Origin of the sequence: Azorhizobium doebereinerae UFLA1-100, assembly GCF_000473085.1 — a bacterium.
Taxonomy (GTDB): domain Bacteria; phylum Pseudomonadota; class Alphaproteobacteria; order Rhizobiales; family Xanthobacteraceae; genus Azorhizobium; species Azorhizobium doebereinerae.
This window is the reverse complement of record NZ_AXBA01000023.1, coordinates 1-13,109: the sequence shown is the minus strand read 5'-3', so window position 1 is coordinate 13,109 and position 13,109 is coordinate 1. Positions and strand designations below refer to the sequence as shown.

At 66.2% G+C, this 13,109-nt stretch carries 10 protein-coding genes; 9 read left to right on the top strand and 1 reads right to left on the bottom strand.

What is annotated here, in order from left to right; all coding sequences use genetic code 11:
- Window positions 1-561: 561 nt before the first annotated feature.
- Window positions 562-1,623 carry a 2-dehydropantoate 2-reductase gene (locus YU1_RS29855; protein WP_051356951.1) on the bottom strand — a complete coding sequence of 354 codons (1,062 nt, stop codon included), beginning with the start codon at window positions 1,621-1,623 and terminating at the stop codon, window positions 562-564.
- Between the two features lie 309 nt (window positions 1,624-1,932).
- Here YU1_RS29855 and YU1_RS0116410 point away from each other — a divergent pair, with 309 nt between their 5' ends.
- The 9 genes from YU1_RS0116410 to YU1_RS29850 all read left to right on the top strand — a co-directional run.
- Complete coding sequence (locus YU1_RS0116410) at window positions 1,933-2,784, top strand: IclR family transcriptional regulator (RefSeq protein ID WP_029004997.1); 852 nt, start codon at window positions 1,933-1,935, stop codon at window positions 2,782-2,784.
- Between the two features lie 365 nt (window positions 2,785-3,149).
- Window positions 3,150-4,163, top strand: coding sequence for a Bug family tripartite tricarboxylate transporter substrate binding protein (locus YU1_RS0116405; protein WP_029004996.1), 1,014 nt, complete (start codon window positions 3,150-3,152; stop codon window positions 4,161-4,163).
- Between the two features lie 322 nt (window positions 4,164-4,485).
- Window positions 4,486-4,992 carry a tripartite tricarboxylate transporter TctB family protein gene (locus tag YU1_RS0116400; RefSeq protein WP_029004995.1) on the top strand — a complete coding sequence of 169 codons (507 nt, stop codon included), beginning with the start codon at window positions 4,486-4,488 and terminating at the stop codon, window positions 4,990-4,992.
- Window positions 4,993-5,097: 105 nt separating this feature from the next.
- Window positions 5,098-6,615: a tripartite tricarboxylate transporter permease gene (locus YU1_RS0116395; RefSeq protein ID WP_029004994.1), complete on the top strand. Its 1,518-nt coding sequence runs from the start codon at window positions 5,098-5,100 to the stop codon at window positions 6,613-6,615.
- 236 nt (window positions 6,616-6,851) lie between these two features.
- Complete coding sequence (locus tag YU1_RS0116390) at window positions 6,852-7,553, top strand: GntR family transcriptional regulator (protein ID WP_029004993.1); 702 nt, start codon at window positions 6,852-6,854, stop codon at window positions 7,551-7,553.
- Between the two features lie 113 nt (window positions 7,554-7,666).
- A complete protein-coding gene (oxc, locus tag YU1_RS0116385; RefSeq protein WP_029004992.1) occupies window positions 7,667-9,406 on the top strand; it encodes an oxalyl-CoA decarboxylase in 1,740 nt (579 codons plus the stop codon).
- A gap of 133 nt (window positions 9,407-9,539) precedes the next feature.
- The gene (frc, locus tag YU1_RS0116380; RefSeq protein WP_029004991.1) at window positions 9,540-10,820 is read left to right on the top strand and encodes a formyl-CoA transferase; all 1,281 of its coding nucleotides are present in this window, start codon (window positions 9,540-9,542) and stop codon (window positions 10,818-10,820) included.
- Window positions 10,821-11,257: 437 nt separating this feature from the next.
- A complete protein-coding gene (frc, locus tag YU1_RS0116375; RefSeq protein WP_029004990.1) occupies window positions 11,258-12,508 on the top strand; it encodes a formyl-CoA transferase in 1,251 nt (416 codons plus the stop codon).
- A gap of 311 nt (window positions 12,509-12,819) precedes the next feature.
- A partial coding sequence (locus tag YU1_RS29850) for an ATP-grasp domain-containing protein (RefSeq protein ID WP_029005525.1) occupies window positions 12,820-13,109 on the top strand: 290 nt, incomplete at its 3' end.

The following is a 13,109-nucleotide window of genomic DNA, read 5'->3' as shown; positions in this document are numbered from 1 at the left end:
TTCGGGCTCGAGGGACTTGCAGGTGCGTCCCGGCCCGCCCCTGTGGCGGGCTTTGACACCTTGTGCGCACCGGCTCTAGACGGGCCGCGCGTGGCTGTCCAGCACCGGGGAGAGGGCAATCCGCCTCGCCGTTCACCCTTCGTGAAGCTTAATGGCGGAAGCGTGGGAACTGTGTGGCGGGAGTGGGCATTAACCGTCGCGAAGGTGAGACACGTTCCGCCCCATCTCTGAAGGAGGAATTAACGTCTTGCCAACGGATCCGTGGGACTTTGCCGCTTTCCGCGCCAGGCCTGCGTGCCGGTTCCACTTCTGGAAGAGACTCGCCATGTTGAAGCGTATCGCCGTGTTTGCAGTGCTGGTGCTGAGCTATGCGGTCACCGGCATCGCCTTGAGCTCGGGCCCCAACCACGCCGGGCCTGCCGTCGCCTCCGCCGCCGAGTGAGGTCGTCCTCCGGCCAAAAAAGCGCCGGCACCCCTTGGGGAATGCCGGCGCAGTTGGCTTGGAGGTGGTGAACGATGTGTCCGCCAGCCCGCGCTCATGGGCGGCGGGCCGGTGTTCCGTCAGTGCCGTGCCGCGACCTTCTGCTGGGATGCGTGCAGATCCGCTGCCCGTAGGTCGGCGGCGGTCAGGGGCGGGGTGGCGAGGTGGTCGCCGAGGCCTGCCATGGCGGCGCGCTGACGTACCAGGGCCAAGACCACGTCGAGCGTCGGCGTCGGCACGTCCACCAGACGGCCCATTTCCTGCACCACGGTGACCAGCGGGTCGATCTCCATCGGCCGTCCGCGCTCCATGTCCTGGAGCATGGAGGTCTTGTGTGCGCCGACCGCGCCCGCGCCGTTGATGCGCCGTTCCACGTCCACCCGGAACGTGACGCCGAGGCGGGTGGCGATCATCTGGGCTTCCAGCATCATCGCCTTGGCCACCGCGCGGGTGTCGGGATCGCCGGCGATCACGTCGAGCGTAGCGTGGGTCAGCGCACTGATGGGGTTGAAGCAGAGGTTGCCCCACAGCTTCAGCCACATCTCGTCGCGGATATGCGCGGTGATCGGCGCCCGCAGGCCGGAAGCGTTCATCAGGGCGCTGAGACGCTCGATGCGGTCGGTGTGCTCGCCGGAGGGCTCACCCAGGGGGAATTTGTCGCCGTAGACGTGCTGGATCACGCCGGGCTCCACCACTTCCGTGGCCGGATAGACGATACAGCCGATGGCGCGCTCGGGGCGCAGCACGTCCCACTGTTTTCCGCCCGGATCGATGCTCTCCAGGGTGCGGCCTTCCAGCGGCCCGCCGTGCTTGTAGAAGTACCAGTAGGGGACGCCGTTCACGGCGGTGACGACGCTGGTGTCGTTGCCGAGCAGCGGGCGCATGCGCTCCACCACGCCCGGAACGGAATGGGCCTTCAGCGAGATGAAGACGTAGTCCTGTGGTCCCAGGTCCGCCGGGTTGTCACTGGCCCGCACGCGGGCGACCCGCTCCTCGCCATCGATGAGCAACTTCACGCCGTTCTCGCGCATGGCCTCCAGATGGGCACCCCTGGCCACCAGGCTCACATCGGCACCGGCTCGGGCCATTTGCACGCCGAGATAACCACCGATGGCGCCAGCCCCGTAGATGCACACCTTCATGCTGCGTCTCCTCGTACCGTGAATGACGTATTATGTATGCCAGCACTGAGGGCAGGCTTCGCCGTGGAGGGCGGATGAAAAGACAATAACGATGAGAAATATTTCCGTCACGTGGAAAAATGCCGCGGGGTCGCTAAAATCGATTTAGGCGCGCCCGAGGCGCTGTGCCGCCACGGCATCGGGACCTGAGGACAAATCTGTCGCGCCGGTGGTTGAGCCACGGGCGGCGCCTTGCCAAAGATGGCGGGGAGGACTGAAGTGCGCAGGCGCGTCGGCACCGGCTGGCGGCTTGGCTGTGGAGTGTCGTTCATGCCGGATACGGACCTCTTGCCGCGACGTCGCGGCCGCCCGGCTTCCGCCTCGCCGGAAGGGGGCTCGGAGGTTCAGTCCCTCGATCGGGCCATCGCGCTGCTGCGGGTTCTGGCCGAGGCCGACGGCATGAGCCTGACCGACATCGCCCGCACCGCCGATCTGCCCGCCTCCACCGTGCATCGGCTGCTGGCCACGCTGCAGAAGCGCCAGCTCGTCAATCACGAGGCGGAAACCGGCCTGTGGACCGTGGGGCTTGGCCTGTTCCGCATCGGCGCCGCCTATCTGCGCATCCGCAAGCTGCCGGACATCGGCCGGCCGGTGATCCGCCGCCTGCTGCACGAGACCGACGAGACCGTCAATCTCGCCATGTTCGACGGCAGCGAACTGGTGGTGGTGGCCCAGGCGGAAGGCCATGCCAGCGTGCGGGCCTTCTTCCGCCTCGGCCTGCGCCTGCCGCTGCATGCCAGCGCCGCCGGCAAGAGCGTCCTGGCGGCTGCGAGCCCTGCATTCCGCGGCGCATTGCTGGCCCAGGTGCGCTACGAGGCGCTGGCGGTGCGCACCCATCGCACCGAGCGGGCGCTGATGGATGATGTCACCGCCATCCTCGAGCGGGGCTATGCCGTTGACGACGAGGAACACACCACCGGCATGCGCGCGGTGGCGGCGGCCATCTTCAATGAATGGCGCGAGCCCATCGGCGCGGTCTCCGTCTCCGGGCCTTCTGTCCGCATGAGCGATGACCGTCTGGCCCGGCTGGGGCGGCGGGTGGCGGCCGCGGCGGACCAGATGACGCGGCTTTATTCCGGCGCCGACGAGACGCTGCCCCCGGATTTCGCCGCCTATCGCTGAGCGTTCGGCCGGGCGGCGGTTCTCTGCCGGTAACTTGACTACCGGAACATCCGTCCGCTCCGCGCGGAAGAGGGCGCGCGGAAGAGGAGGAGCGTGTCATCGCCAACGGCTTGGGTGGCTTGCGTGAGGGCTGTTGTGCGCGAGTTGTCTCGCTGTTTTGTCTGAAATAATGAATGCAGTATTCAAAGTATTTAATGCAGTGCACAAGATGTGAAACACTTAATTGTCGTTGCGTCATGTGCGGGGTCGGCATAGGCTGATCCATGTCGTACATCAAGGCATGCGCCGCGTGTCGCAATGTCTCAGGTGGGCGGCGAACGATCCGCCACGGAAAAACGGCGGACGATTCGGGAGGATCAGATCCGATGCAGCTCGCACATGCGCGCACGTTGAAGACATGGGCCGCCGGCCTTCTGGCCGCTGCGTTCCTTGCGCCCGTTTCCGCTCTCGCCTGGGAGCCGACCAAGACGGTGGAGTTCATCGTCCCGGCCGGCACTGGCGGTGGCGCCGACCAGATGGCGCGGATGGTTCAGGGCATCATCCAGAAGCACAGCCTGATGTCCCAGCCGCTGGTCGTGATCAACAAGGCTGGCGGTGCCGGCGCCGAAGGCTTTCTGGACATGAAGGCCTCTAGCGGAAACCCGCACAAGATCGTCATTACACTATCGAACCTCTTCACCACGCCGCTCGCCACCGGCGTTCCGTTCAAGTGGGACGAGCTGACCCCCATCTCCATGCTCGCGCTCGACGAATTCATCCTCTGGGTGAATGCCAAGGCGCCGTATGACGATGTGAAAGGCTATCTGGCTGCGCTGAAGGCCGCGACGCCCGGCAGCGAGTTCAAGATGGGTGGCACCGGCTCGAAGCAGGAAGACCAGATCATCACCGCCGCCATTGAGCAGAAGACCGGCACCAAGTTCATCTACGTTCCCTACAAGGGCGGCGGAGATGTTGCCGCACAACTGGTGGGCGGGCACGTCACGTCCTCGGTCAACAATCCGATCGAGGCCGTGTCGCAGTGGCGGGCCGGCGAGCTGAAGCCGCTCTGCGTGTTCGATACGGTGCGGTTGCCCTACAAGGAGCCGGTGGCGGGCGAGAAGTCGTGGGCCGACATTCCCACCTGCAAGGAAGCCGGGCTCGACATCGAGTATCTGATGCTGCGCGGCATCTTCGGCGCCCCCCGGATCACGGCGGATCAGGTGGGATATTATGTGGATCTCTTCCGCCGCGTCCGTGAGACGCCGGAATGGAAGGACTTCATGCAGAAGGGCGCGTTCAACACCAGCGCGCTGACCGGAGCCGAATACAAGACCTGGCTCGGCAAGGCCGCCGACAGCCATCGGACGCTGATGGAGACCGCCGGCTTCATCGCCAAATAGGCCGTGGCGTCAGCGGCGACCTGAGCCGCCGGGTAAAGGCCCGCGTCGCATGCCGGCGCGGCCCATCGGGGCGGCCGGCATGTGCAGGCGCCAGGGTGCCCGGCAGGACCGGGCCCCGGCGGGATGGATGGCCGGCCGCGTGCCCGGTTTCGAGAGCGACGTTCCTGCGGCCCCCGGGGCCAGGGCGCGCTCCTGATGAGCGCCGGCGCAGCGGGGTCACGAACGCCGATCGGACATGCCGGAGCGCGCCGCCCCGGCAGTTGTTCCCGCCTCGCCTTGCGCGGGGCGGTCCTTAGGCCTTGTCGATCTGGGGAGAAACTGCATGGAATCCCACAACGCCGCGTCCGAGCACACCGTCACACGCCGGACCATGGACATCGTCGTGGCGCTCGCCTTCATGGCGGTCGCGACGCTGGTCATGGTCGATAGCTGGCGGATCGGGGCGCGCTGGGCGAGCGATGGCCCGCAGGCGGGCTATTTCCCCTTCTATGTCGGCGCCATCATGATGGTGGCCAGCATCGGCACGCTGCTCAAATGTGTCCTCGCCTCGCATCCGGACCGATCCAACTTCGTTGATCGCTCGCAATTGCGCTCGGTGCTCCAGGTCCTCGTGCCCACCACTGCTTATGTGGTGCTCATCAACCTGCTGGGACTTTACGTGTCCTCGGCCATCTTCATCGCCTTCTTCATGTGGTGGCTGGGCAAGTACAAGCTGCCGCTGATCCTGCCGGTGGCGATCGGGGTGCCCCTGGTCCTTTTCGTGATGTTCGAGATCTGGTTCCTCGTGCCGCTGCCCAAGGGGCCGATCGAGACCGCCCTCGGCTACTGACGCCTCGCGCCCGGCCGGCAAAGCCACGCCGGGCGTCCGTGACGCTCACATCCCGTTTGCACGTGCCAGGAAACGCATCCGGCGTCCGGCACAGGGGAGGACATCGTGGAAGCGCTTTCATCTCTGATTGCCGGGTTCGGCGTCCTCGCCGACCCCATGAACATCGTCTACATGTTCGTGGGCATCATGCTCGGCGTGCTCATCGGCGTGCTGCCGGGCCTCGGCGGGGCCAATGGCGTCGCCATCCTGCTGCCGCTCACCTTCTCCATGTCGCCGGTCTCCGCGATCATCATGCTCTCCTCCATCTATTGGGGAGCGCTGTTCGGCGGCGCCATCACCTCGATCCTGTTCAATATTCCAGGCGAGCCATGGTCGGTGGCGACGACATTCGACGGCCATCCCATGGCGCAGAAGGGGCGGGCCGGCGAGGCGCTGACCGCCGCCTTCACCGGCTCCTTCATCGGCGCCTTCATCGCCGTGCTGCTCATCACCTTTCTGGCGCCGGTCATCGCCAAGTTCGCCTTGCAGTTCGGGCCGGCGGAGTTCTTCGCGGTCTATCTCCTCACCTTCTGTTCCTTCGTGGGCATGGGGCGCGAGCCGCCCACCAAGGTGCTGGCGGCCATGACATTGGGCTTCGCCCTGGCGGCGGTGGGCATCGACACGGTGACCGGGCAATTGCGCATGACCTTCGGCTCGGTCGAGCTGTTGCGCGGCTTCGACTTCCTGGTGGCGGTCATCGGCCTGTTCGGCGTCGGTGAGATCCTGCTCACCATGGAGGAGGGGCTGGCCTTCAAGGGCAAGAGCGCCGCCATCAATGCCAGGGTGGTGTTCGAGACCTGGAAGCAGCTGCCGAGATTCTGGCTGGGCTGCCTGCGCTCGGCGGCGGTGGGCTGCTGGATGGGCATCACGCCCGGCGGCGCCACGCCCGCCTCCTTCATGAGCTACGGCCTCGCCAAGCGGTTCTCGAAGCGGGGCCGGGAGTTCGGCAAGGGCGAGTTGGAAGGCGTGGTGATGCCGGAAGTGGCCGCCCATGCCGCCGGCACCAGCGCGCTGCTGCCCATGCTGACGCTGGGCATTCCCGGATCGCCCACTGCCGCCGTGCTGCTGGGCGGCCTGCTGATCTGGGGGCTCCAGCCCGGGCCGCTGCTGTTCGTGGAGCAGAAGGACTTCGTCTGGGGCCTGATCGCCTCCATCTATCTGGGCAACATCGCCGGCCTGCTGGTGGTGCTGACCACGGTGCCGCTGTTCGCGGCCATCCTGCGGGTGCCGTTCAGCGTCATCGCGCCCATCATCCTGGTGGTCTGCGCGGTCGGTGCCTACACCGTGCACAACGCCACCATGGACATCGCGGTGATGCTGGTGTTCGGCGTCATCGGCTATCTGTTCAAGAAGCTGGACTATCCGCTGGCGCCGCTGGTGCTGGCGCTGGTGCTGGGCGACATGGCGGAGAGCTCGTTCCGCCAGGCCATGCTGGTCTCGCAGGGCAACCTCGGCATCTTCTGGTCGAACCCCCTGGTGGGCAGCATCGTGACGCTGGCCCTGGTGATGCTGTTCTGGCCGCTGATCGGCGCGGTGCTGCATCGCCTGCGCGGCGACCGGGCCAAAGCGGCTGCCGCCGAATGACGCCGCGCGGGGGCTGCTTTGCCGCAGCCCTCGCCTGCGTTCAGCGGCCCCACCACACCCTCCGCGGCCGGTGGTGACCCAGCGCAAAGCCGCACAGCAGCAGGATTTTTGCTGCACCGCGGAAATTTTTCCGCGAGGCACGGGGATTGCGCGGAGTCGTCGCATACAGTACGCAGTATTTCACCGACGGCATGCGCCCGCCAGAAGGCGCTGCCACAGGGAAGGGGACAGGCCTCGTGGATCAGGTCGCAGATACACCAAAGCTCAATGTCGAGCCCCTCGGGGCGAGTTCGAGCCTGCGCGCCCTGGCCTACGACGCTCTCAAGCGGGCCATCACGGAAATGGACATCTACGGCAGCAGCACCGATTTCCGTCTGGATGAGCGTCAGCTCTCCGAGGATCTCGGCGTGAGCCGCACCCCCATCCGTGAAGCGATGACGGTGCTGGAGCAAGAAGGCTTTGTCCGCTCCGTGCCCCGGCGCGGCATCTTCGTGGTGCGCAAGACCAAGCGGCAGCTGGTCGAGATGATCACCGTGTGGGCGGCGCTGGAAAGCATGGCTGCCCGGCTGGCCGCGACCCACGCCAGCTCCGCCGACCTCAAGGGGCTGCGGCGGCTGTTCAACGAATTCGAGCAGGAGCCTCCTGCGGCTCATGTCCATGACTATTCGAAGGCCAATATCGCCTTCCATCAGGCGATCATCCGCATGGGTGGCAGCGGCCTGATCGTGGACATGACGGAAAATCTCTTCCTGCACATGCGGGCCATCCGGGCGGTGTCGATCCGGCAGGACAACCGCTCCCAGGTGTCCATGCAGGAGCACATGGCGATCATCGACGCGCTCGAGGCGCGGGATCCGGAACGCGCCGAGCGCCTTGTGCGCGAGCACACGATGGCCCTCGCCGCGCTGGTGGAGAAGCACGGACAATTTCCTGAATAGGCGGCGCCGAGGGGCCCGCCGGGGTCTGGGCCTTCCGGGCAGACCGGAAGCCCATGGCTCATCTAAGACGCAAGATCGCCGGTACAGCCAAAGAACTTTCGGGAGGACGGGTTATGTCCGCAGTTGCACAGAGAATTGACGCCAACGACGCCGAGGCCCAGGAGCTGACCGATGGCTTCCATCTGGTCATCGATGCGCTGAAGCTGAACGGCGTCGACACGATCTATGGCGTGCCGGGCATCCCGATCACCGATTTCGGGCGCATGGCGCAGGCCGAAGGCATTCGCGTCATCTCCTTCCGCCACGAGCAGAACGCCGGCAACGCGGCGGCCATCGCCGGCTTCCTCACCAAGAAGCCCGGCATCTGCCTCACCGTCTCCGCGCCGGGCTTCCTCAACGGCCTGACGGCGCTGGCCAACGCCACCACCAACTGCTTCCCGATGATCCTGATCAGCGGCTCGTCCGAGCGCGAGATCGTGGATCTCCAGCAGGGCGACTATGAGGAGATGGACCAACTGGCCATCGCCAAGCCGCTGTGCAAGGCCGCTTTCCGCGTGCTGCACGCGGCCGACATCGGCATCGGCGTGGCCCGCGCCATCCGTGCGGCCGTCTCCGGCCGTCCCGGCGGCGTCTATCTCGACCTGCCCGCCAAGCTGTTCTCGCAGGTGATGGATGCGGCCGCCGGCGAGAAGTCGCTGGTGAAGGTCATTGATGCCGCGCCGGAACAGATCCCCGGCACGAAGGCGGTGGATCGCGCCATCGACCTGCTGAAGAGTGCAAAGCGGCCGCTGATCATTCTGGGCAAGGGTGCGGCTTACGCCCAGGCGGACGACGACATCCGTGCGCTGGTCGAGAAGAGCGGCATTCCCTTCCTGCCCATGAGCATGGCCAAGGGCCTGCTGCCCGATACCCATCCGCAGTCCGCGGGCGCCGCGCGCTCCACGGCGCTGAAGGATTCGGACGTGGTGCTGCTGCTTGGCGCCCGCCTCAACTGGCTGCTCTCGCACGGCAAGGGCAAGACCTGGGGCGAGCCCGGCTCGAAGAAGTTCATCCAGGTGGACATCGAGCCGAAGGAGATGGACTCCAACGTCGAGATCGCCGCGCCGCTGGTGGGTGACATCGGCTCCGTGGTGTCCGCCCTGCTGGCGCGCATCGACGGCGATTGGCAGGCCCCGCCGGCCGACTGGGTGGAATCGATCCGCTCCAAGAAGGAAGCCAATATCGCCAAGATGGCGCCGAAGCTCCTGAAGAACTCCTCGCCCATGGACTTCCATGGCGCGCTCGGCGCGCTGAAGAACGTCATCAAGGAACGCCCCGACGCGATCCTGGTGAACGAGGGCGCCAATACGCTCGATCTCGCCCGCGGCATCATCGACATGTATCAGCCGCGCAAGCGCCTGGACGTGGGCACCTGGGGCGTGATGGGCATCGGCATGGGCTTCGCCATCGCCGCGGCTGTTGAAAGCGGCAAGCCGGTGCTGGCGGTGGAAGGCGACAGCGCCTTCGGCTTCTCCGGCATGGAGGTGGAGACGATCTGCCGCTACAACCTGCCGGTCTGCATCGTCATCTTCAACAACAACGGCATCTACCGCGGCACGGACACCGATCCGACCGGCCGCGATCCGGGCACCACGGTGTTCGTGAAGGACAGCCGCTACGACAAGATGATGGAAGCCTTCGGCGGGGTGGGCGTGAATGTCACCACCCCGGACGCGCTCTACCGCGCGGTGAGCGATGCCATGGACAGCGGCAAGCCGACCCTCATCAACGCCGTCATCGATCCGGCGGCGGGCAGCGAGAGCGGCAACATCGGCAGCCTCAATCCGCAGAGCGTGGTGGTGCGCAAGAAATAGCATCACGGCGATTGCGGCCGGACTTCAAGTCAGCCGGGCGGAGCCAAGGCCCCGCCCTCCTTCTCCACCCGCGTTGATCAACGAGACACCAAGCGTTGCTTAAGGCGCGTGCGGAAAGGACATGAGGGATCCCATGGGAAAGGCCTTGGACGGCGTCCGCATCCTGGATTTCACCCACGTTCAGTCGGGGCCGACCTGCACGCAGTTGCTGGCTTGGTTCGGCGCCGACGTGATCAAGGTGGAGCGCCCCGGCGAGGGCGATGTCACGCGCACCCAACTGCGTGACGTCCCCAATGCCGACAGCCTCTACTTCACCATGCTGAACTCCAACAAGCGCTCCATCACTCTCGACACCAAGAATCCCGAGGGAAAGAAGGTGCTCGAGGATCTGGTGAGAGCTTGCGACGTGCTGGTGGAGAATTTCGCGCCCGGCGCGCTCGACCGCATGGGCTTCACCTGGGAGCGTTTGCAGAGCCTCAACCCGCGCCTGATCCTCGCTTCGGTGAAGGGCTTCGGTCCCGGCCCGTTCGAGGATTGCAAGGTCTATGAGAACGTCGCCCAGTGCACCGGCGGCGCCGCCTCCACCACCGGCTTCCGCGATGGCCTGCCCATGGTGACGGGCGCGCAGATCGGCGACAGCGGCACGGGGCTGCATCTGGCGCTCGGCATCGTCACCGCTTTGTACCAGCGCGAGCACACCGGGCGCGGCCAGAAGGTGCTCGCTGCCATGCAGGACAGCGTGCTGAACCTCTGCCGGGTGAAGGTGCGCGACCAGCAGCGCCTGGAGCGCGGGCCGCTGCGCGAATATAGCCAGTTCGGTGAGGGCCTGCCGTTTGGCGACGCGGTGCCGCGCGCGGGCAATGATTCCGGCGGTGGCCAGCCGGGCCGCATCCTGAAATGCAAGGGCTGGGAACACGATCCCAACGCCTACATCTATTTCATCACCCAGGCTCCGGTGTGGGACAAGATCTGCGATGTGATCGGTGAGCCGTCCTGGAAGACGGACGCCAATTACGCGACGCCGGCGGCGCGCCTGCCGCACCTCAACGAGATCTTCACCCGCATCGAAGCGTGGACCATGGCCCACACCAAGTTCGAGGCCATGGAGGTACTCAACCGCTACGACATTCCGTGCGGGCCGATCCTCTCCATGAAGGAGATCATCGCCGACGAGTCGCTCTATGCCACCGGCACGCTGGTGGAGGTGGATCACCCGGTGCGTGGCCCCTACCTGACGGTCGGCAACCCGGTGAAGCTGTCGGACAACGACGTGCCGGTGGAGCGATCGCCGCTGCTCGGGGAACACACCGAGGAAATCCTCGCCGCCGTCCTGGGCTTCGATGCGGAGCGCATCGCCCAGGTCAAGATGTCCGGCGCCGTGGGCGCCGAGCCGGTGCGCCAGGCGGCGGAGTGAGACCATCCTTGGCGGCCGGCCTCGGGCCTGTCGCATGGCCTCGGCGCGTGCCGGGGCGGGACTTTGGGTAGCAATGCCCGGCGGGCCGGACCGGCCCGCGAAGAAGACCTTGGGATGCCGGGCCCGGCCGTCAACGCCGGATCGGGCGGGGCGCGCCCCGCCGGCATCCCGCGGAATGGCCCGGTCAGCCTGCCCCTCAAGGTCAGGCAGCGGGTCGGTCGTTCCCCGTGCGGGGGGCGGCGGACCGGCGGCGTTCGGGCCCTGATGCGTGATGAGACCTCGAGTACGGCTAAGCCAAATCAGAGTGGGCCATGTCCGGTGCGATCAGTTCTCTTCCGCAAAGGGGCGCGGTCGGCGATGCCGCCATCATGAAGTGTCGTGACCAGGCATAGCGCCTCGACTGCGGGTCGAGGCAAGTCGTTGAAAGGGAGATCCACATGACCAAGCCGCTCGAGGGTATCAAGATCATCGATTTCACGCATGTTCAGGCTGGCCCGGCCTGCACGCAGTTGCTGGCGTGGTTTGGCGCCGACGTGATCAAGGTCGAGCGCCCGGGTTCCGGCGACGTGACGCGCAATCAGCTGCGCGACATCAGCAATGCGGATGCGCTCTATTTCACCATGCTGAATTCCAACAAGCGCTCGCTGACCCTCGACACCAAGACCCCCGAGGGCAAGGAAGTCCTCACCAAGCTCATCAGGGAGAGCGACGTCCTGGTGGAGAATTTCGGCCCCGGCGCGCTGGACCGCATGGGCTTCACCTGGGAGCACATCAAGGAACTGAACCCGGGCATGATCGTCGCGTCGGTGAAGGGCTTCTCCGACGGCCATCACTATGAAGACCTGAAGGTCTATGAGAATGTGGCGCAGTGCGCCGGCGGTGCCGCCTCCACCACCGGCTTCTGGGACGGTCCCCCCACCGTGTCGGCCGCCGCGCTCGGCGACAGCAACACCGGCATGCATCTGGCCATCGGCATCCTCACGGCGCTGCATGCCAAGAACAAGACCGGCAAGGGCCAGAAGGTCGCCGTCTCCATGCAGGATTCGGTCATCAACCTGTGCCGCGTGAAGCTGCGCGACCAGCAGCGCCTCGACCGCGTCGGCTATCTCGAGGAATACCCGCAGTATCCCCACGGCACGTTCTCCGACGTGGTGCCGCGCGGCGGCAATGCGGGCGGCGGCGGCCAGCCGGGCTGGGTGCTGAAGTGCAAGGGCTGGGAGACCGATCCCAACGCCTACATCTACTTCACCATCCAGGGCCATGCCTGGGCGCCGATCTGCAAGGCGCTGGGCCGCGAGGAGTGGATCAACGATCCGGCCTACAACACCGCTGAGGCTCGCCAGGACAAGATCTTCGACATCTTCGCCACCATCGAGGCGTGGCTGGCGGACAAGACCAAGTTCGAGGCGGTGGACATCCTGCGCAAGTTCGACATCCCCTGCGCTCCGGTGCTCACCATGAAGGAGATCGCCAACGACCCGTCCCTGCGCGAGAGCGGCACGATCGTCGAGGTGGATCACAAGCAGCGCGGCAAGTATCTCACCGTCGGCTCGCCCATCAAGTTCTCGGACATGACGGTGGAGATCACCGGCTCCCCCCTGCTTGGCGAGCATACCGACGAAGTGTTGGCCGACCTCGGCTATTCCGCGGAGCAGATCAAGGCGCTGCACGAAGCTCGCGCGGTCTGATCTTCTGATCAACAGGCTCCCGGCGCCACGCGGCGCCGGGAGTTCTCCGGCGGGCGTGCCACGCGCCCGGTCGATGTCGTCGTCATCGAGCCGACGCTCAGGTTATGTGCAGGCCCTCAGGCCTGTGTCCCGTGCGACCATGCGCATGTGCCCGACCATGGGGCTGAGCCCTTCCGGACGCCATCGCGCCACGCACGGCCATTTGTCCTTTCCGCAATCTGCTGGCGCGTCACGCGGTCGGCGATCGTTCCCGCCGGGACGTCGCGCGCTGCGTGCGATGTCATGCCCGGCGATCCATCGGGGATCGTGCCATGAACATCCATGAGTATCAGGCGAAGGCTCTTCTGAAGACGTATGGAGCGCCGGTTTCGCGCGGCGTTCCGGTTCTGGCTGCGGGCGAGGCGGAAGCNGCGGCGCGTGAGCTTGGCGGCCCGCTTTGGGTGGTCAAGTCGCAGATCCACGCGGGTGGCCGCGGCAAGGGCAAGTTCAAGGAAGCGGCTGCGGGCGAGAAGGGCGGCGTGCGCCTGGCCCGTTCGGTGGAGGAGGTGAAGACCTTCGTCGAGCAGATGCTGGGCAACACGCTGGTGACGGCGCAGACCGG